The organism is Planctomycetaceae bacterium (assembly GCA_041398785.1).
Lineage (GTDB): Bacteria > Planctomycetota > Planctomycetia > Planctomycetales > Planctomycetaceae > JAWKUA01.
The window spans coordinates 187931-209428 of the sequence record JAWKUA010000004.1; the positions used below are offsets into that span (position 1 = coordinate 187931).

At 59.3% G+C, this 21498-nt stretch carries 15 protein-coding genes; 5 read left to right on the top strand and 10 right to left on the bottom strand.

The features are described from left to right. Positions 1–152 precede the first annotated feature (152 nt). Entirely contained in the window at positions 153–1256 is a 1104-nt protein-coding gene (locus tag R3C19_06325) for a peptidylprolyl isomerase (GenBank protein ID MEZ6059958.1), read from the bottom strand. Between the two features lie 566 nt (positions 1257–1822). Here R3C19_06325 and R3C19_06330 point away from each other — a divergent pair. Further along, positions 1823–3313, top strand: a complete 1491-nt coding sequence (locus R3C19_06330) for a hypothetical protein (protein ID MEZ6059959.1) — start codon at positions 1823–1825, stop codon at positions 3311–3313. 35 nt (positions 3314–3348) lie between these two features. On the opposite strand, the gene R3C19_06335 is transcribed toward R3C19_06330, so the two are convergent. Further along, entirely contained in the window at positions 3349–4002 is a 654-nt protein-coding gene (locus R3C19_06335) for a hypothetical protein (GenBank protein ID MEZ6059960.1), read from the bottom strand. A 154-nt stretch (positions 4003–4156) separates the two neighbouring features. Further along, positions 4157–6058 (bottom strand): DEAD/DEAH box helicase, encoded by a 1902-nt coding sequence (locus tag R3C19_06340; protein ID MEZ6059961.1) that lies wholly within the window; start codon positions 6056–6058, stop codon positions 4157–4159. Positions 6059–6263: 205 nt separating this feature from the next. Between R3C19_06340 and R3C19_06345 the strand changes: the two genes are divergently transcribed. After that, the gene (locus R3C19_06345; protein ID MEZ6059962.1) at positions 6264–8918 is read left to right on the top strand and encodes a VWA domain-containing protein; all 2655 of its coding nucleotides are present in this window, start codon (positions 6264–6266) and stop codon (positions 8916–8918) included. A gap of 59 nt (positions 8919–8977) precedes the next feature. Further along, a complete protein-coding gene (locus R3C19_06350) occupies positions 8978–9982 on the top strand; it encodes an aldo/keto reductase (GenBank protein MEZ6059963.1) in 1005 nt (334 codons plus the stop codon). 160 nt (positions 9983–10142) lie between these two features. On the opposite strand, the gene R3C19_06355 is transcribed toward R3C19_06350, so the two are convergent. The 4 genes from R3C19_06355 to R3C19_06370 form a co-directional block, all read right to left on the bottom strand. Then, positions 10143–11465, bottom strand: coding sequence for a metal ABC transporter permease (locus R3C19_06355; GenBank protein MEZ6059964.1), 1323 nt, complete (start codon positions 11463–11465; stop codon positions 10143–10145). Next, positions 11462–13234, bottom strand: coding sequence for an iron chelate uptake ABC transporter family permease subunit (locus R3C19_06360; GenBank protein ID MEZ6059965.1), 1773 nt, complete (start codon positions 13232–13234; stop codon positions 11462–11464). Before R3C19_06360 ends, R3C19_06355 begins: the two co-directional genes overlap by 4 nt. Further along, a complete protein-coding gene (locus R3C19_06365) occupies positions 13231–14046 on the bottom strand; it encodes an ABC transporter ATP-binding protein (protein ID MEZ6059966.1) in 816 nt (271 codons plus the stop codon). Before R3C19_06365 ends, R3C19_06360 begins: the two co-directional genes overlap by 4 nt. A 170-nt stretch (positions 14047–14216) precedes the next feature. After that, on the bottom strand, positions 14217–15215 hold the full coding sequence (locus tag R3C19_06370) for a zinc ABC transporter substrate-binding protein (protein ID MEZ6059967.1): 999 nt from the start codon (positions 15213–15215) through the stop codon (positions 14217–14219). Between the two features lie 438 nt (positions 15216–15653). Between R3C19_06370 and R3C19_06375 the strand changes: the two genes are divergently transcribed. Further along, positions 15654–16565, top strand: coding sequence for a TIM barrel protein (locus R3C19_06375; protein ID MEZ6059968.1), 912 nt, complete (start codon positions 15654–15656; stop codon positions 16563–16565). Between the two features lie 696 nt (positions 16566–17261). Then, positions 17262–18041 (top strand): FliA/WhiG family RNA polymerase sigma factor, encoded by a 780-nt coding sequence (locus tag R3C19_06380; GenBank protein MEZ6059969.1) that lies wholly within the window; start codon positions 17262–17264, stop codon positions 18039–18041. A 698-nt stretch (positions 18042–18739) separates the two neighbouring features. Here R3C19_06380 and R3C19_06385 read toward each other — a convergent pair. The 3 genes from R3C19_06385 to R3C19_06395 all read right to left on the bottom strand — a co-directional run bounded on the left by R3C19_06385 (position 18740) and on the right by R3C19_06395 (position 21489). After that, positions 18740–18934 carry a hypothetical protein gene (locus R3C19_06385; protein MEZ6059970.1) on the bottom strand — a complete coding sequence of 65 codons (195 nt, stop codon included), beginning with the start codon at positions 18932–18934 and terminating at the stop codon, positions 18740–18742. A 448-nt stretch (positions 18935–19382) separates the two neighbouring features. Continuing rightward, complete coding sequence (locus R3C19_06390; GenBank protein MEZ6059971.1) at positions 19383–19613, bottom strand: hypothetical protein; 231 nt, start codon at positions 19611–19613, stop codon at positions 19383–19385. A 325-nt stretch (positions 19614–19938) separates the two neighbouring features. Then, on the bottom strand, positions 19939–21489 hold the full coding sequence (locus R3C19_06395) for a DUF1501 domain-containing protein (GenBank protein MEZ6059972.1): 1551 nt from the start codon (positions 21487–21489) through the stop codon (positions 19939–19941). Positions 21490–21498 lie beyond the last annotated feature (9 nt).

The following is a 21498-nucleotide window of genomic DNA, read 5'->3' on the forward strand; positions in this document are numbered from 1 at the left end:
CTGGAAAAGATTGCCGCATAAAGCAGAACCGGCTGCGACCACGTCCGGGGACGTCATCGCAGCCGGTCAGAATATCTCTGCCGGACGGGCCCGCATGTTGCCTTTATGTCAACTGTGCGCGGCCGTCAGGCGTGTGACGTGTCGAGATTGGTTTACGGGGCGGTCGGCTCTGTCAGTGTCGTGAAGCTGACTGCCTTCGATGGATTCACCGTAGCGGCTGATTCTTCCGCCGGCACCGTCGATTCGTTGGTCAGGTAGTTGTCGATGCGAGCGTTTTCACGCAGATGGCTGAACGTTTCGGCAACCATCTTCTGGACTTCGCGTTCCACAAGTTCTTCATGAAGTTGCGCGGCGACGGCATCCCGGTCATGGTCGATGGGTTCCGTGCGGCCTTCGTACTTCAGAATTACGTACTGATTGATGCCGATCTGAATGATGCTGTTCGAAATTTCGCCGGGTTCCTGCATATTAAACGCGGCCTTGCGAATGTTCTCGTGAGCGCCGGAGTAACGGCGGATTGGAGGAATGCTGCCGCCCAGAATTCTGCTGGTCGGTTCCACGGAGTAGTCTCTGGCAAAGTCTTCAAACAGTTCCGGATCCTTCTGCAGCTTTTCCCAGATCTCGGTGGCTCGTCGCTGATTGTCCATCACGATCATCCTCGCTTTGACGCGGGGACCGTAGTTGTCGGTGTAGGCTTCCTTCATCATTTCGTTCGTGATCTTGACTTCCTTGCCAGCCAGTTTCTTCAGGGCCAGCATCGGCCAGATGACGTCGCGATGGTACTGCAGCGCTGTCAGGCCGCGTTCGGCTTCCAGCATCTTGTACCACTGGCCGACCGGCAGTCCGAACTTTTTGCTGATCTTGACGATTTCCTGATTCACTTCCGCTTCGGTCACTGTGACACCGGCTTCGGCACAGGCCTGCTGAATGATGGTCCGGTTGATGACGTTTTCCAGAACATCCTTGCCGTGCCGTTCGATGCATTCCTTCGCCAGCATTTCGTACGTCACCGGCTGCCCGTTGACTCGACCCACCGGAGTGGCCAGCGTGTCGTCCAGTCGCACGCTGCCGGCAACGGAATCCTTCTGTTCGGCTGCTTTACTGTTCTGAGCGCGCCAGACCTGCATGCCGATTCCGGCCGCGACAAGCGCGATCAGCGTGCCGCCAACCAGCATTGTGCTGCGGCGACCCGCCTTCGGTGCGATCAGTCGGCTTCCGTTGGTTTCTGTGTTCAATAACTGCGTTGCATCCTGCATGGTAACAGCTCCCGGAGAGTCTGAATTGGACCGTCACCTGACTGCCGTATCCGCGCCTGCGACAACGGTCACGCAACCGTTCCGCAGCCGAGGCCGACATATTCAGGCGGATGGTGGAGGAGAGAGGTTTACGAATGGGCGAAGTGAAACCGGACGGTTTCTCTGAACTGCGGCAGGGTGTTGATTCATCCGAAAACCGCCGCTCAGCGGCGGAAATGACAAGTCAACACAGAAGAGGAGAGTGTCGACGCGCGGCGTTATACGACAAAATCAAAAATCGGGTCAAGTTCGGTTTCCGGACGGGTTTGTCCGGTGAAACTCCCGTGTTTTTCAGGCATGTACCGAAAGTTGCCATCAGAGACTCCCGTGGCCGGAGACCACGACAGAGCATGGGCATTGGCTGATATTCGGCAGCCAACCGGGATGCCAGTCCGGCTCTAACGGTCATGCTGCATATTTCGTGAAAACTGCCGCGGTTGAACGATGCACTGTGGAATTGCCACCGGGCCGGCGAACACAATCGAATCTCCTCAGTTACCCCATGCTGTGTGAAGGGAAAGATTCTCATGCTGAAGTTCGTTAAGACGTGGCTGCTGACTGTGTGTTTCGCGGGACTTGCAGCGGAACTGCACGCCGGTTGCGCGGAGTACATTGTGCTCAACGACCAAGCGAATCAGGCGGTGCTGGAAGATGACGGAGATCCGTTCAACAACATCATTCAGATCCGCAGCACGAACGGCACGTTCGACACGATTCAGTTCGAACAGCCGACCGACATCCTGTTCATCGCGTTCGGCGGCGGTGATGACGAATTAACGGTCGACGGCGAGTCACTGCCTGGTTTCACCGCGGACCTGCTGCTGTATGGTGAGCAGGGCAACGATCGGACTCGAATCAACCACCTCGACACGCAGGGAGGCGTCTATTCAGAAGACCCGCATGGCGACAACAGGCTGCAATTGTTCGCCTGCTCGGTCGTGGGTGACGTTTCCGCCGTGGACGGACCGGGATTCCAGACATTCATCATGTCGGGAAACTACGGTGGAAACGTCTTTGTCCAGAGCCCGGACGGCGGCAGCACGATTTGGATCGGTACGAGCTTAGGTATTGGTTACTACGCGTTCGTCGACGGGGCAGTCCTGGTTGACAACCATGGTTACGGACCAGACACCGTTCAGGTTTCCGGGAGTCTCCGCCAGGATCTCTGGCTGAATCTGGGTCACGGTGACGCGAGCCTGCGTTCAATTTTCTCCGGTGTGTCCGGAGATCTGTCGTTTCTCGTCGAAAGCGGCATGTCTGAGGTATTCCTGGGAGACTTCTCGGTACTTCGCACCACCCGTTTCAAAAACATACAAGGTTCCACCGATGTGTATCTCGTGCATAGCGGTTTCGCTCAAGGCCTCGAGGTCCGAAACGGGCTTGGCTATGACACGTACGAATTCCGCAGCGTTTGGACACCGGAACTGAAAATCGAAAACGGCGACGGGGGCAGTTTCACGAAGTTGGTCGAACAAGGCGGCCCCTTCGGGCTTGAGATCGGCCGTCTGTCAATCATGAACGGCGACGGTTCGGATGAAATCGTTGTAGAAAACGGCCACGGCGACCTCCCCGATATCGGCTCGCTGAAGATCGACAACGGCAACGGCAATTCGCGAACGTCAATCGGCTTCTACGCTGAGGTCGGCGAAGTCGAAATCTCCAACGGCAACGGATTTGATGATCTGCTCGTCGAAGGCACCGTGAACGGCCGGCTGGTTTCACTGAACGGTAATGGAGGCAGTGGAACCTACTTCGACGGCGCGTTCATCGGAGGCGACACGGAAATCCATTCCAACGCGGGGATGGACTATTTCGAGTTCCATGACACCACAATTGCCGGCAACACGGACCTGCAAACAGGCGATGACAACGACCTGCTGCTGTTGTCCAATTCCGAGTTCCTCGGCGACTTCGTGGCTGCCGGCGGTAGCGGTTTCGATATCTTCGCGACGTCGCTCGACAACATCTTCGGCGGCCTGTACTACGTCACCGGATTCGACTGGACGTGGGAACTGTAGACCGGGAAGGCCGAAGCAGTACTGATAGCTGAACCTCAGACCACAAGTGTCTCACCATCCAGTTTTCGCAATTCCAGTTGTGACAGCGTTTCGTCAGTGCTGGTCGGGTCGACGGTGCGGCAGGAATCGGTCAGCAGCGCCGCCAGTTCTGCCAGGTCGCTGCGCCATTCGGAAGCGGGGATTTCCGGCGGTTCGATCTGAGCGAACTCGCCGCACAGCAGGATCATTCGCAGACAATGACGGAAGATGATCCCTTCCTGTTTTGTCAGATCGCGGGCTCGCACATACTTGTTGAAGTCACCGCCAAATCGCAGCAGATCGCCGATGCACCACACGGCTGTTGATCGAGCGTCGTGGATGCCAGGAAACTCGCTGTTGAACAAGAGGTGCATCTTCTCCGCCAGCTTCAGCGCGGGAATGCGTTTGCCCAGCACTTCATCGCGGTAACCGGTCAGTTCATCCTGCGTCGCCAAACCCCGGGAGAGAATTTTCTCATCAAGGAATTCTACCGCCAGCGGGCCGGGAGGCATCTGATCGGGGAACGGAACTCGCACCATCTTCGCGACCGAACCCGGCATATCGAGCGCCGCTTCCAGAAGCTGCAATCGTTCTTCGTGGCTGGCCTTGTGCATGTGTTCTGCCAGGAAGATCCCGTAGATCGAATTGATGCTGCGGAATGCGAACAGCATCTCCAACTGCGGCGTTGCCAGTGCGTACTGCGGATCGTAGTCGTCGAGACGCTGAGTCGCTTCGTTGGGTTTGTCGGCATCGGCTTCCGCAGTCGAGGATCGCTTTTTCTTCGCGACTTGTGTCGTGGCGACTCCGCCGGTCTTGCGGGCTTCTTTAATGAGTTGACCGAGGAGGCCGGGGGACGTTGCGGCAGGGTTGTGCTGGGTTCCCGCCTGCGCGGGAATGACGGCGGGGTTGTGCTGGGTTCCCGCCTCCGCGGGAATGACGGAGGGGTCGTGCTGGGTTCCCGCCTGCGCGGGAATGACGGAGGGGTTGTGCTGGGTTCCCGCCTTCTCCGAAGTCGCTGCCGTCGACGTCTTCGTGGCTGCTGAAGTCGTGGATCTCGCTCAGTGATTCATCGGGCACGATGCCTGCCGCCCAGACCGAATTCTTCGCACTGCTGCGAAGTGCTTCCATTGACACTTCAAACGCGGCTTCCGTTCCGGCGACCCGGCTGCGAAACGCTGGAGCATCGTCGGCTGTTGCAACAAGATTCGGCGGTGGAGGCTGCAGAGTGATGAAACCTCCGGCTTCCAGAGTCATCAGCATTCGCTTCAGTGACTTTTCGGCGACTTCCTTTTCCTGCGAATCCAGTAATCGGCGGCGCACGGAATCGCGCAGCGACGACACGGTTCCCGACTTGCGAATCAGAAACGCCAGCAGCCGCCACGGAAAACGACCGCGACTCGACAGCTTTCCCGGAGGCGCGGCGCGCAGCGATTCGAATTGCTTTTCCGTCCAATAACTTTCGCCGGGACGCCGTTTGGGCATCTTCTTCTTCAGCGCCTTCTTCGCCCTCAGCACCAAAGGATCCTTCGTGTCCTCGGGGATCGCGTCGTACTTTTCCTGCCAGCGAAACAGCTTCACGTCGTCCTCATGAGCGACCGTGAACACATAGCCTCGATCGTCAAACTGTGGTCGTCCGGCTCGGCCGAACATCTGATGGGCGGAACTGGCGTCGATCAGCTTCAGATTGCCTGGCGGCCCCTTCAGCAGCGATGTCATCACGACGGAGCGTGCTGGCAGGTTAATGCCCGCGGCAAGTGTTTCCGTACACACGCAGACGGAAAGCAGCTTCTTCTGAAACAGATGCTCGATCGCTCTGCGGTACTTCGGCAACAGGCCCGCATGATGAATGCCGACGCCGCGTATCAGGATCTGTTTCAGCTTGCCTCCGGCTCCGGCGGACCAGTCCATGCGATCAATTTCGTGCTGCAACTGCTGCTGCTGGCCGTCCGCGAGCAGGCGACGTCCCTTCAACTGTTCGGCAACGCTCCAGCATTCGCTGCGATTGAAGCAGAACACCAAAGCCGGCGTGTAGCGAGACTCGTCATCGCCATCGGCCATGATTTCCAGTTGTTCGGCCAACAGCTGATCCGGCACCCACCGAAACTCCAGCGGCACGCGGCGCTCTTCGCTTTGCAGCAGACGCAGCCGCCGATCGTGCTGTCGGTTCAGCCAGACGACGAAATCCACGGCGTTGCCGACTGTGGCACTGATCAGCAGAACTCGGACATTCTTTGGCAGCAGTCCCAGCGAAAGCTCCCAGACGATGCCCCGTTCCGGATCGTTGAACGTGTGGAACTCGTCCATCACCACGGCGGAAACGTCGGCAAAGGAGAATTCGTCGGGACTCAGCAGCCGGTTCAGCAGAATTTCCGCAACGACCACCAGAATGCGGGCGTCCGGGTTGACTCGCCGGTTACCGGTGACCAGACCGACATCGTCGCGCGAGAACCCCCAGCGTTCGACGGACTCCTGCAGTTCATGAAACTTCTGTTCGGTCAGAGCGATCAGCGGAGTCGTGTAGTAGGCTCGCCGTCCGGTCAGCAGCGCTTCGTAGAGCGCCGTTTCCGCGATGACGGTCTTGCCGGTGCCCGTCGGAGCACACACCATCAGGCCGTCATCGTCGTCAAACCAGCCAAGGATGGCCTGTTCCTGAAACGGATACGGCGGCCACGGCAGTTGTTCGAGATACCGCAGTGCGATTTCTTCGGCGTCGGGGAGTGAACTCATCGGCGAAGTTTATCGCGCACCGAGTCTCAGGCGAGCCATGTTTAACCGCGACCCCTGGGGAGGGCTGCGCTATCCGACTTTCTGTCACCGAACCGGATCCTCGCACCGTTCGCCCGGCAGCAGCAAAGTTGAAACTTCCGCTCGGCAAAGCGACTCGGATAACGCAGCGCTCGCCAGGGGTCGCGGTTAAACGTATCGTTCACCGATGCCTGAACTGCCCTTTCAACTTGAGTTTTCCCGCCCGGAGTGGCTGATCGCGCTGCTGGTCATTTCGCTGCTGGTGGCTGGGTACCTGAAGAGCCTGGTGGACCTGCCGAAGAAGCAACTGCGGACGTCGCTGGTGGTTCGCTGCGTGATCGTGATGCTGCTGGTGCTGAGTCTCGCCGGACTGAATCTGTTAAGCCGCGGCGATGACGTCTTCGTTGTGTTTGCTGTCGACGAAAGCATGAGCCTTGATGAAGACGCCGCATTCGCTGCCGCAGCAGAATTCATTTCGGCCGCCACCGAGGGGATGCCGGAAGACCGGTTCGCGGTGTTATCGTTTGCAGCCGAACCTGGGGAATTCGCGAAGCAGCTTGCCGTACGACGTGACTCCGCTGACATCGATGCCTCTTCGCGGCGCGATATTCCTGCGGACATCGCGACCGGATCGAAGTCCCTCCGCCCCGGCACCGACATTGCCGCAGCGATCGAAATCGCCGCAGCCGCTGTTCCGCCGAACTATGTGCCGCACGTCGTGCTGCTGTCCGACGGCAATGAAACAGCCGGTGATGCTCTGTCGGCGGCGGCGTCATCCGGCCTGAGAATTTCCACGGTTCCGCTGCCGGTTCGCAACGATCCGGAACTGCAGCTTGCCGCAGTCAACGTGCCGGCTCAGGTGGCCGAAGGAGAGCCGTTTACCATCGAAGTCATTGTCACGGCAAATCACGCCGACATTGTCCGCATCGATTTGTTTGGCGGCGAGTTTCGAATTGCTTCGGAACTGAAATCCGTTCAGGCCGGTGAGAACCGATTTCCCTTCACCGAGCAGATCACTGAGCCCACGCAGTACACCGCATCGATCCGGTCACCAGCCGTGGCGGCGGACGGAGCGGAATACTTCAACGATACGCTGCTGGATAACAACACGGCATCGGGCCTGGTGTTTGTGGCCGGCAAGCCGAAGATTCTGCTGGTCGACAGCACTCCGGAAACGACTCAAAACCTTGTCTGGGCGCTGGAAGAGGAAGGCATCGCCATCGACACGCGGCCACCGGACGGCCTGCCGGCGTCTGTTACCGAGTTGCAGAATTACGACGCTGTTGTGCTTTCCAACATTCCGTCGACGGACCTGACGGTTCAGCAGATGACGGCGATCCGGTCGTATGTCAGCGAAGTCGGCGGCGGTCTGATTATGCTCGGCGGCGATCAGAGTTTCGGTCTGGGCGGCTACCAGAAAACCGTCGTCGAAGAAGTGCTGCCGGTTCGCTGCGACTTTGAAAAGGAAAAGGAAAAGCCGGGACTGGCCCTGGTCCTGGTGATCGACAAGTCCGGTTCGATGGGTGGCCAGAAGATTGAACTGGCCAAAGACGCTGCTCGTGCCGCCGTGGAACTGCTGGGCGTCAGAGACCAGATCGGTGTGATCGCGTTTGACGGGTCTCCGGTATGGGTCAGCGAACTGCGCCCGGTGACTCAGCGAGGTGCCGTGACGGACCGGATCGCCGCAATCGAACCCGGCGGCGGAACATCGATGTACCCGGCGATGGAACAGGCATTCGCCGCGCTAAAAGCGACGACCGCCAGGCTGAAACATGTCATCGTGCTGACGGATGGGTACTCGACGCCCGGCGACTTCGCCGGCATCACACAGGATATGGTCAACGAACGCATCACTGTTTCCACCGTCGGGATCGGCGACACGGATCAGGAACTGCTGCGGCAGATCGCTGAACTCGGCAGCGGTCGCTACTACTACACGGACGATCCGTCTTCGATTCCGCAGATCTTTGCGAAGGAGACGCTGACCGCCAGCAAGTCGGCCATCAGCGAAGAACCGTTTCTGCCGCAGGTGATGCGTGCGTCATCGGTGCTCGCGAACCTGGATTTTGAGGCCGCTCCGTTTCTGCTGGGCTATGTCGTGACGCGGACCAAGCCCACCAGTGAAGTCATCCTGGCGACGGAATCCGGCGACCCGCTGCTTGCCTGGTGGCGCTACGGTGTCGGCATCAGCGTGGCGTTTACTTCGGACGCCAGCAGCCGATGGGCGGCGGAATGGCTGACGTGGGACGGTTTCAATCCGTTCTGGGCACAGGTCGTGCGGTACGCCGTTCGAAAAAAGGAATCGAAGGGTTTCGTTGTCGACATCGCCCGCCACGGTGATCTGGCCACGATTTCGATCGATGCCACGCAGCCGGATGGTGAGTTTCTGAACGGTCTCGACACGCGGCTGCAACTGATCAGCCCGCAACTGGCGACTCAATCGATCACGCTGCCGCAGACTTCGCCGGGGCGGTATCAGTCGAACATTCAACTGACGGAACCAGGCGCGTGGAGTCTGCAACTGACGCAAACCCGCGGTTCGGAGATCCTGTTCCGCCAAACGCGCGGGATCGTCGTCGGCTACAGCGACGAACTTCGGCTGCGTCCGGTGAACGATGAGCTTCTGCAGTCCCTGTCGTCGACAACGGGAGGTACGTTCAACGTAAGCCCATCGAATGTCTTCGAACCGCTGCCGGGCGATTCCGCGTGGAGACTGATTCCGTTGTGGCCGTGGCTGCTGTCTGCCGCTTTGGTATTGTTTGTCTGCGACGTCGCTCTGCGGCGACTGGACATGAGTCGCGTGTTCGGCAGTGAACTCCACCGAACTCATCTTCGAACCTGACCCATTCCGGTTCACAGTCTCCGCTCGAAGCTGAACACAGAAAGCAGAAATCCAGGACAATGCAGTACCGCAAACTCGGCAACAGCAATCTTGACATCAGCGTCATCGGACTCGGCACCTGGGCCATCGGCGGCGGTGACTGGAAGTTCGGCTGGGGTGATCAGAACGAAGACGAAGCCATCGGGGTTATCGTCCGCGCTGTTGAACTTGGCATTAACTGGATCGACACCGCCGCGATCTACGGCGAAGGCCGCAGCGAAATCCTGGTCGGCAAAGCGCTGCGGCAGATTGCCGAAGCCGACCGCCCGATCATCGCCACCAAGTGCGGTCGCGTTGCTCTGGGCAATGGTGACATTGGAAAAAACCTGAAGCGAGACAGCGTCATCGCCGAGTGCGATGCAAGTCTGCGGCGGCTGGGCGTTGACTGCATTGATCTGTACCAGATGCACTGGCCCGAACCGGATGAAGACATCGAAGAAGGCTGGTCGACGCTGCTCGATCTTCAGCGGCAGGGTAAAGTGAAACACATCGGAGTTTCCAATCATTCCGTGTCGCAGATGAATCGCCTGCAGCCGATCGCTCCGATCACGTCGCTGCAGCCGCCGTACAGCATGATTGCTCGCGAGGTCGAGGAAGGAATCCTGCCATACTGCGGTGAAAACAACATCGGAGTCATCGTCTACAGCCCGATGGGCAAGGGGCTGTTGACGGGGAAGTTCACTGCGGAACGAGCCGCTCAGCTTTCTGATAAGGACCACCGCAGCCGGGATCCGCGGTTCCAGCCGCCGCAGCTTGAGATCAATCTTCAGTTCGTCAATCGACTGCAGGGAATCGCGCACGGACTTGGCTGGACGATTCCGGAACTGGCCATCGCGTGGGTCTTGCGCAGACCGGAAGTAACGTCGGCGATTGTCGGTTCGCGCCGACCGGACCAAATTGAAGAAACGGTCGCCGCCGGCGCTCGCACGCTGGACGACTCATCGGTCGCCGCTGTCGAGAAGGCTCTCAGGGAACGCGACGGAAATCTCGCTGCGGCGGGCGGCTTCGAAAAGCCGCGTGTGTGAACCACGAGCCCTCTCCCCGTCATTCCCGCGCAGGCGGGAACCCAGTCAGCATTCTCTCTCCCTCGTCATTCCCACGCAGGCGGGAACCCAGCTGAACGTCCTCTGGGTTCCCGCCTGCGCGGGAATGACGGGGTGCGATTCGGTGGGCTCTTGAATGGAGCTATTTTTCCGCAGGAATCTCGGAACCGTGCGGGTCGATTGTTGGAGCTTCCGTTGCTTCGTCCAGCCGGTCGCGAAGTTCCTGATCGGTGAAGTGTTCCAGTCGCTCGGCCTTGTCGTGGATCCGGTCAGTCGGAATTCCCGCCAGAGACACCAGGTACTGTTCCCACAGCCGATGAGATCTCACCAGTCCGCGGGCTCGTGCGCGTCCGTGTTCTGTCAGCACGTAGCCGGAATCGGTGACATCAAGTTCGTCGCGTATGCGCAGCCACTTCAGGACCGTTCGCAGCGACATCTGATCCGCCAGCAGCAGATCCTGCAGACTTGTCAGCGATGCCGCCGACGTTTCCGCTTTCTCTTCCAGGCGATACAGCAGCGCGACGACATCATCGGCCAGAATCCGCAGTGCCAGCACCTGGCGTCTGACAAATTTCACCAGGATCCCGTGACGCGGTCCCAGCACCGCCGCCAGCAGAAACAGCAGCCCCGCCACGACCGCCATCATGCCGGCGGTTGTCGTGCTGCCGAAACCAAACCACGACGGCACAATCAGCGCCGCAGCGTGTCCCAGCAGAGCCGACAGCGCGGCCAGAATGACGCTGAGCACAATCATCGTCGTCAGCCGATCGGTCAGCATGTACGCGGCAGCCGGCGGCACGATCAGCATCGCCACAACAAGAATGCTGCCGACCGTTTCAAAGCTCGCCACCGCCGTCACGGCAACCAGCACCATCAGCGCGTAGTGCATCAATCCGGCGTGGAAACCGGTTGACGTCGCCAGACCCGGATCGAAGGACGTGATCTTCAGCTCCTTAAAGAACACAACCACAAACAGCAGGTTGATGGATGCGACAACTGCCAGAGTCAGCGTCGGCTGCGGAATTCTGCGATCCTCGTCACCCAGCAGGTCCAGCGGAATGGATTCCAGTGACCCGTACAGGACGCAGCCGGGATCCAGGTCGACGTGATCGGCCGCCTGCACAATCATCACCAGGCCGAGTGCGAACAGCGACGTGAACACGACTCCCATCGAAGCGCCTTCGTCGACGCGGCCGATTCCCCGAACCCATTCGGTAAACACTGCCGTCAGCAGCCCGACGACGACGGCTCCCGCGAACATTGGCACGCTGTTGCGAGTTCCGCTGATGAAGAAGGCAACCGCCAGGCCCGGCAGGACCGCATGAGTGATTGCGTCACCGAGCATGCTGAGCTTTCTAAGCACCAGAAAGTTTCCCAGCAGCGCCGCGGCGACCGCGCAAAGGGCTCCCGTAATGACGATCCAGCCATCCAGCGCGAACGTCCAGTCGTTCAGAGCGGACATCATCCCGCACCTCCCGCCGCGCGCGGTTCCGCCAGTTCGTGCGGACTTGCGGGAACCTGCCTGACCACCTCGCGCTTCTCCAGCAGCGCTTCCAGCCGAGCGACGATTTCCGGTTCCAGAACATGTTCGATCGCGTCCGCGTCCCTGTCGACTCGCGCGGCGGCAACTTCGGCATACGTGATCAGATACAGCTCCCACAGGCGGTGCTGTCGAGTCAGCCGGGCCGCTTCACGGAAACCCTGCGTCGTCAGCCGGACATGTTGTGCGTCCGATGTGCTGACCAGGCCGTCATCCTCGGCGCTTCGTATTTCGTGTCGCAGTCTTCCAATTGACCAGCTTCGTTCCTGCAGCAAATCGGCGACGGCAACCGTCCGCAGTTCAAGCCATTGCGAAAGTAACGCTCCCGCCGAGCCGTCCGGACCGGCAGCCCCCGCCGGAACAGGCATGCCGGAAGTAACACCGGCGCTGCCCGCCTCCAGCAGTTCAAACATCGCTCGCAGCAGATGCTGACGCTGGACTCTGCGATTCAGCCGGCGACGACGCAGCCAGCGAGTCAGCGCGCCTCGCGCGGAACCGAACATCATGCTGACGACAAAGAACGCCGCACACACCAGTACGATCATTGCTCCGGAGGGCAGGTTTGAAAACAGAGCACTCATCGCCGCCCCCAGCATTCCGCCCGCGGCTCCCAGCACGGCGGAAATTACCGTCATGCGCAGCATCGACTCCGTCCAGAATCTGGCCGCGGCCGCCGGAATGACCAGCAGCGCGACCATCAGAATCAAACCCACCGCCTGCAGTCCGACGATTGACACGATGACCACCAGCGTCATCAGTGCAATGTCCAGGAGCACTGTCGGATATCCGTCGGAACCCGCAAAGCCTTCGTCGAAGCACAACAGCTTCAGTTCCTTGAACAGCAGCAGGCAAACGACAAGACACACGGCGGCGGCCAGTGCGATCATCCAGGCATCCTTCAGGCCCATCGAAGCGGTCTTGCCGTAAATGAAAGATTCCAGACCGGCGGCGTGACCGGTCGACATGTTTTGGATCACGCCCAGCAGCGAGACACCGGCTCCGTAAGACACGCTCAGCACGATTCCAAGCGCCGCGTCTTCCTTCAGCCGCGTCAGCCGGCGGATCATCAGAATCGCGGCGACACCAACCAGCCCGCTGACGGTGGCTCCTGAAAGCAGCACGGGCAGCGCTTTCCCGTTGGCACCGGCGGCTGTGGCGACGATGAACGCCAAAGCGATCCCCGGCAGAGTGGCGTGACTGATCGCATCTCCCATCAGAGCCCGTTTGCGAAGCAGCGTGAAACTGCCGACGACTCCGGCTGCGCAGCCGAGCAGCGTCGTGCCGAGGATGACGACTCGCGAGTTGTAGTCCTCCAGCAGGAGGACTCGCCGCCACTGTTCGACGGACGGCCATGCGAGCGCCCGGTCGCTGAGGGATTCATGGCCGGATGGGTGTGTCGGAGGTGCGGCGAACGCGGTGCTCGCGCAAGCCATCCCCCATATCAGGAACAGCACCACCCGCCGACATGCGAAGATCAGACGTCCCGTCATTCCCGCGCAGGCGGGAACCCAGTGACGCGCTGGCTGGGTTCCCGCCTGCGCGGGAATGACGGGATAGTGGACACTCGGCAGAATTGACGTAGCGCCGGGATGCTTCCATCGCTGCTGGCGTTTGCCGGCCTCATCACGACCCTTCGTTGAAACCTCCGCTACGAAAGTTTTTGCATGCGGAGCAACGTTACGCGAGGCACTCACAGCGACCGCTCCCGTCTGCGCATCGCATCCGAAACTTCGTCCAGCAGCGTCAGACGACCGCCGTAGGTCTTCTGAAGATTCTCCGACGTGAACACTTCTTCCACCGGTCCGTGAGCGACCACGCGCATGTTCAGCAGCACGACGTGGTCGAAGTAATCGGGCACGGTCTGCAGGTCGTGATGAATCACGACCGCCGTTTTTCCGTCCGCCTTCATCTCGCGAAGAATCTGGATGATGGCTCGTTCCGTCGACGCATCGACGGCAGCGAACGGTTCGTCCATCAGGTACAGATCCGCGTTCTGTACCAGCGCCCGCGCCAGAAATGTGCGCTGCTGCTGGCCTCCGGATAACTGGCTGATCTGCCGGTGTGCGAGGTCCGCAATTCCGACGCGTTCCAACGCATCCATCGCGGCCTTGCGATGCCTGCGGCGAACCGGAAGACACCAGCCGATGCGGCTGTAAAGTCCCATCGTGACGACGTCGAGTGCGTTCACCGGAAAGTCCCAGTCGACGCTTTCGCGCTGTGGCACGTAGCCGACTCGCCGGCGATTGTGCCGGTACGTGTCGCCAAACACCCGGACGCGGCCGGAAGCCTTCGGAGTCAGATCCATGACGGCTTTCAGCAGCGTGCTCTTCCCTGCTCCATTCGGCCCGACGACGCCGACCAGCGTCCCCGGCGGCACGTCGAATTCCACATCCCAGATGACCGGCTTGCGATGATACGCAACCGTCAGGTCGTAAACCGACAGCGGAATGTCGGGGGACGGTGCGGCACTTGATGCAACGCCCGAATCGTGAACGACACTGGACACTGGAAAACGCCTCGCATTCTGTTCGACATGTTTAACCGCCAGCCCTGGCGAGCGCTGCGCTCACCGAGTTGCTCCGGCCGTTCAGGGATAGAAGTAGATGGGATTTCGGAAGCGGCAATCTGAAAGCACCGTCGACAGCGAAGCGCTCGCCAGGGGTCGCGGTTAAACGATTAATCCGGCTTGAGCTTTCCCTGAAACCCTTCCGCCGGAGCTTCCCCGCCCAGCATCCGGGCGACGAGCGTGATGTTGTGGTCCAGCATTCCGATGTATGTTCCTTCGTAGGTGCCTTCGCTTCCCATGGCATCGGAATACAGTTCGCCGCCAATTTTCACGTCATGGCCCCTTGAGCGGGCTCCTTCAGCCAGTGCGTCGATGTTCTTGCGCGGCACGCTGCTTTCCACAAACACGGCTGCGATATCGCGTTCAACCAGCAGGTCTACCAGTTCGTTGATGTGCTGCAGGCCGGCCTCCGATTCCGTCGACAGGCCCTGCACTCCAAGCACTTCCAGCCCATAGGCTCGCCCGAAATAGTTGAAGGCGTCGTGAGATGTAATCAGGACGCGGCTGCCGTCAGGGATCGTCGCAATCGCTTTGCCGCCATACTCGTGAAGCTTCGACAACTGCTGTCGATACTCGGCCGCGCTGGATCGGAACGCTTCGGCGTGGTTCGGGTCGAACTTTGCCAGTGAGTCCGCGACCACGGCGACGCATTCCGACCAGGCACTGACATCCATCCAGACGTGCGGGTCATAGTGTCCGGCGAAATCTTCCGGTTCCAGCAGCGACGTCTCAGGAATCCCTTCCGTCACTGCGATGACGGGCTTCGACCGAGCAACTTTGACCAGCGTGTCGGTCATCTTGCCTTCCAGCATCAGACCGGAATAGAAGACGATGTCTCCGCCCATGATTGTTTTGACATCGTCGCGAGTGACCTTATACAAGTGCGGATCGACGCCGGAACCGCAGATCTGCGTGACGCTGATGTGTTTTCCGCCGACCTGCCGCACGATGTCCGCAACCATGCCGACCGTGGCGACGACTTTGACGGGATTATGGCCCGACGCCGCTTTGTCGCTCCCGGTGCCGCTCGTACCTGCCGAACCGCCGCACCCGGCCAGAACACCGGCCAGCACGATCGCAACCACGTATTGAAACAGTCTGAGAATCACGACGTGTTTACTCCGTCCGATGGATGAAAGCAGCCAGTGCTGCGTTTCAGGGAATAAAGTGTAGCCGATGCTACATTTCTGTCAACGACCGCTCCGAGGGGTTGCTTTCCGGTTGCTGGCCGTTCCGGCGGGTACCACATCCTGCGTCCAGCAAGTTGTGCGGCGCAGCCGTCGGAAACGTTCCCTGTGCGTGGTGAGTCCACCGGCGGTCATTTTTCGCACGGCGTTCGTGATGGCAGTGCTCGAGACCTGGCTCGCTCCCGCCTCAACGCCTTCCGGCCGCTGCGCGGCACAACTTGCCTGAACGGCAGGATGTGTACCCGTTGCGTGATTGAGCGCCATTACTGGCGAAACGGTTTCGTCTTCGTCACCATGATCGCTGTTCGAAATCCGTCGATTTCCAGCGATTACCCCATGGCACAACGCACGGAGAAAATCATGTCTCACGCATCAATATCGCGACGGACCGTGGTTGCCGGTCTTGGCGCTTCGGTCGCAGCCGCGTCTGTCGGCGCAGCTGCCGCAGCTCCGCAGCAGACGCGAAGTGCCGTTCCCGGCGAATTCAGGATCGCGAAGAATCGCATTCACCAGGCGGTCATGGGCTGGTGCTTTGATCCCATGCCGATCCCCGACCTGATTCGGCACTGTGCGGACATCGGCTACCTGGCGATGGAGGGCATTGATCCGAAGTTTTATCCGGAGGCAAAGAAGCACGGCCTGAAGGTTTCACTGGTAAACAGTCATGGTTTCGTGAAGGGCCCGGTCGACCCGAAAAACCACGAAGACGTCATCGCCGCGCTGAAGAAGTCGATCGACATCGCCGCGGAATGGGAGGCCCCCAATGTGATTACCTTCACCGGCATGCGAGTCGACGGAATCAGCGACGTTCAACAGGAACAAAACTGCATCGATTGCTGGAAGCAGGTGATCGATTACGCAGAGAACAAGCAGATTACGCTGGTTCTGGAACACCTGAATACGCGCGACGATTCTCACCCGATGAAGGGCCATCCGGGCTACTTCGGCGACGATGTGGAACGCTGCATCCGGCTGGTGAAGCAGATGGATTCCGAACGCTTCAGGCTGCTGTTCGACATTTACCACGTGCAGATCATGAATGGCGACGTCATTCGGCGCATCCGCAACTATCACTCACTGATTGGCCACTACCACACGGCGGGGAATCCAGGCCGCGGGGAACTGGATGAAACTCAGGAAATCAACTATCCGGCCATCATGCACGCGATCCTGAACACGGGCTATCAAGGCTATGTGACGCAGGAATTTATCCCGACCTGGGACGACCCGGTCGCGGGCCTGCGTCACGCGGCATGGCTGTGCGATGTGTGAGATCTCTGCCGCGCGGCGATGCGGCTATGGCGTCTTGTCGCGAAGTGATCCGGCACCGGGTGTGGCAATCACCGACCGTCCGAACAGAACCGATGGGGGCGACTCGAAGGCCACGATTCTTGCGGAAGTCAGACACGCTGCGCGACGACGTGCTTCTGCAGAATATGCCCCTGGCATTTTCAACCGGCTGACCTGAATGCGCGCGCCGGATTGTTTTTGCCGACCGCAGCAAACCTGTCCGGTTGTTTCTGCCGAACCCGCGCACGGGCCGGGAAAAGCGCGAGATTCCCGCGTTCTTCCGTATGGACTCGCGCTTTGCCCTCCACTATCACCCCGCCTCCGATGAGTTGCGGCCATGCGGAACAGCGGTCAACGAGCGCTGTTTGGCCGTTATTCGCGGAGCACGGTGTTCGACCGTCGTCGGCAGAATGCGACCTGGTCGAACGTCGCGCAGATTTCAACGAAACGAAGGATCGCGGGAACAGATCCGGTTTTGTTCAGAACAGACCGCCGGTTCGCGGGCGGAACAACTCGGCGGCTGATTCAGTGATCAGCAGAAATTGCCGGGTTGCGCGCCAATTGACGCATCCGCGGCCGGGCTGATGGTTTGACTGAACCCCCGACCGGTTCATTGCCGATGCTTCCGGATACGGAGCGTCATGCACACATGGTGTGCAGTTCGTCATGGAGGATTGAATGGCTACGAAGCTCAGTGAAGATGTCGCAGACGTCTGGATCGAATTCAAGAAAGACCAGACCAATCAGGCGCTGCGGAATCGGCTGATGGAGCGGTACCTGCCGCTGGTGCGATACAACGCGGAACGTGTCTGGGCGAAGCTTCCGGAAGGTGTCGATCTGAATGATCTGATGTCCGCCGGAGTCTTCGGACTGATGGACGCGATCGAAGCCTTTGATATGGACCGGGGAGTCAAGTTCGAGACTTACTGTGTGCCCCGAATCCGCGGAGCCATGCTGGATGAACTGCGGACGATGGACTGGGTTCCGCGTCTTGTCCGCAGCAAGGCCAGCAAGATGGAAGCCGCTCGCAAGGCCGTCGAAGCTCGCACCGGCCGTCCGCCGACGGACGCCGAAATCGCCGCTCAAATGGGGCTGCCGATTCTGGAATTCGAACGTCTGAAGACCGAAGCCAGCGCCGTCAACCTGGTCAGTCTGAACAAGAAGTGGTACGAAACCGACAGCTACAAGGACGTTCGCGAAGTCGATGTGCTGGAAGACGCGAAGGGTGAAGATCCCACCAACGGCATTCAGAAGCTGGACCTGATGAAACTGGTCACCAAGGGCCTGAACCGCAACGAACGGCTGATCATCATTTTGTACTACTACGAGGAACTGACGATGAAGGAAATCGGCAGCACTCTGGGCCTGTCAGAATCCCGAGTCAGCCAGATGCACAGCAGCATCGTCGGCCGACTGAAGGAACAGCTTTGTGAGCGACGCCCTGAGTTCGACGAGTAGATTCGGGGTCCGATTTCATCAAACACGAATAAGCCCGGCCTGAGGAAACTCAGCCGGGCTTCTGTATTTGGTGCGCGATCTTTCTGCAACGACTGGTAGAATCCATTCACTGGCGGAAAATAACATCCAGATGTCGTGTGCCCAGGTGCCGCAGCGTTAGCAGAAGGCGAAGATGATGAGAAAGGCGATAGTGATGAAGACGTCATCCTGCCTTTCTTTGCTGGCATGGCTTGGCATCTGTGCCGGAGCGACGCAGGTTGCAGCTGCACAGACCTCGAAATCTGATGCCAATGAAGACTCCGGCAGGCTGGCACGCTTTGGAACTTACAAAATCACGATGGACGACGCTGCAGCCGGGAAATGGTTGCTGACTGCCGATATCGCCGTCGCCACGCCGGATGTCAGATACACCATTTTTCACCGTACGCGTATCGTATTCGCTGACGCTGAAGCCACCGGCAATGTCTCGAAAGCCGATGAGTCGGAGAGACCGCAACGGAAGGAAACATCTCCCAGACTGGTGACCGAGCCGCGTCCCGCAGAACTCAGCATTTGGACTTTGGAGCCACAGGAGTTCAGATTCAGCAATCCGAAACTGCTGGATCCAAAGACGGGCGAGCCATTGCGGTCCTGCGATACGGAAGGCGATGCCATGTTCGTAAAGACCAGCAAGGATGCTCGGCTGGTTCTGGGTGCCATCAAACGATCGCGTGCAACTCTTGGAGCGGTACTGCCACCGCACGACGCAAGCTCGATCGCTGCAACGATTCCACAAAATTCGTGTAATCGTTGTGACGGAAGAACAACATTCCGTGACGGATGAGGCTGACAATCAGCTCGCTGGCGAGAAATGCCGCACGTTCCGCCGGTGTAGTGAAACTGATCGCCATCATCGATCACGCAGGAACGGTAATATGCTGACCTTTCACGGGGTATCGGCATGAGAACGATGCTCCCGAAGTTCAGTCCCAACGGACGACCATTCATCCAGCCTGAATAAAGTCCCAGGTAGCGGTGCGAGACTTCGATTCAGGCCGGCGGGCTTCCAACGGGCCGCCGTTCAAAGGCGATGTGTTGATCGATTGATGGACCCCGCCAATCACATACGTGAAACCGCTCGAACGGTCGTCCGTTGGGACTTCGTGCGTTGTGGGAGCGCATTCCGGGGCGATGCCCAGGCTGCACGAACGCTGGCCGTTGGGCCGAAGCACACCGGACGAGGCTCAGGTCGGTCGGGGCGAAGCAGGCCCGTGGTCGCCAAAATGTCGTGAATTACATGGCCGTGGACGTCGGTCACCGACAGATTTATTTTCCTGGTCCCAGTGTATGCCGGCAGGGCTGCTACATTGCCCCGTCGATCAGCCAGCGAACCAGTAACAGACCGAAGATCAGCAACGGGATACCGGCGAGGATTGCGATGATCGGCCTCGCCGACGCGCCGCGTTCCAGGACCGCAGTCTGCGGATGCGCGGCGTCGAAATATACCGTGATTTCCTTGTCAGCGGGATAACGCCGCGACAATCGCTTCCGCAGACGACTCTGTTGGCGAGGAATGATAACCCGAATAGACACTGTCAGAGACGTACTGAACGCCGTCGACCGTGTACGAATACTGAACTACCGCCTTGTACACGGTATTGTCGCCGCCATTGTCTTCTTCAATCAGCGATTTGGCGATGCGGCGTAACCTGCTGGCCAGTCATTGCTGACAACACCGATTCGCAGCTCGCGTATGCCACGGCCCGTCAGGTATCCGCCCAGAACCGCGATCAGGATCGCAACGAACCAGCCGAACATGATCTGCGAGCGTCGTATTCTGCCTGACCACTTTGCTTTCCCCAATTCGGCCTGGACTCTGCTTACACAGCAAGGACGACGAATCGAATTCCAGACGCCGTTACGCAAGAATATCGTGAATTACATGGCCATGGACATCGGTCAGGCGGAAGTCGCGGCCCTGGTAGCGGTAGGTCAGGCGTTTGTGGTCGATGCCCACCAGATGCAGGATCGTTGCGTTCAGGTCGTGGACGTGCATCGTGCCGGGCGTCCACGTGGCCGGTGTCGGCTGAGGCGACAGCGTGACGCCATCGGCATCGGTGATGTTGTAGCCGTAGTCGTCCGTGCGACCGTAAGTGATGCCGGGCTTGATTCCTCCGCCGGCCATCCACGTGGTGAAACATCGCGGATGATGGTCACGACCGTAGTCTTCTCTTGTCAGGTTGCCCTGGCAATAGGCGGTGCGGCCGAATTCGCCGCCCCAGACCACCAGCGTTTCATCCAGCATGCCTCGCTGACGAAGGTCTTTGATCAGTCCCGCGCAGCCCTGGTCGACGTCTTTGCATTGTGATTCGTGTTCCTTCGGCAGATTTCCGTGAGCGTCCCAGCCGCGGTGGAAGATCTGGATGTTGCGGACTCCGCGTTCTGCCAGACGTCGAGCGTTCAGGCAGCAGGCGGCAAATGTCCCGGGAGTCTTCGCGTCTTCGCCGTAAAGTTTGAACGTCTCTTCGGTTTCTCCTGACAGGTCCATCAGTTCGGGAACGGATGTCTGCATTCGGTACGCCATTTCGTGCTGACGGATTCTTGCCAGAATCTCCGGGTCGGCGAACCGGTCGTGCTGAACGGCGTTGATCGCCGCCAGCGCGTCCAGTTGCGAACGGCGATCGGCCGACGTGACTCCGTCGGGATTGCTGAGATACAGGACCGGGTCGCCCGTGCTTCGCAGCAGCATTCCCTGGTAGTCCGACGGCATGAATCCCGTGCCCCACAGTCGATTGAACAGGCTCTGTTCAGCGAAATTGGAATGGGCGTGCATCACCACATATCGCGGCAGATTCTCATTCATGCTGCCCAACCCATAGCTCAGCCACGCTCCCAGACTCGGCCGACCGGGAATCTGGCTGCCCGTCTGAATGAAGGTGATCGCCGGGTCGTGATTGATTGCTTCGGTGAATGTGCTGTGAACGACGCACAACTCCTTCGCGACGGTGGCGGTGTGAGGCAGCAGTTCACTGACCCAGACACCGTTCTGGTTGTTGTCATATTTCGTGAACTTGTACTTCGAGGGGCAAACAGGCAGTCCGTTCTTCTGGTTCGCCGTCATCCCCGTGATTCGCTGCCCGCTGCGGATTTCATCGGGCAATTGCTTATTGAACATGTCGGTCATCTTCGGCTTATAGTCCCACATGTCGTGCTGACTGGGACCGCCGCTCATGAACAGATAGATGACTCGCTGTGCTTTCGGTGTGTGGTGTGTTCCCGGAGGCGTCAGTTCGTCGCCGCGAGCCATCTCCGGCGCCAGAAGTCCGGCCATCGCAGCCGTGCCAAGACCCAGAGCCGAGCGGCCGAAGAGTTGCCGGCGGGTCAGCATAAGATCGTATTCTCGAAGGGGATTCATGTGATGCATTGTCAGACTCCTGAAGTTGTGTCTTTGCAGTGTGTTGTTCGACATCTTCGTTTT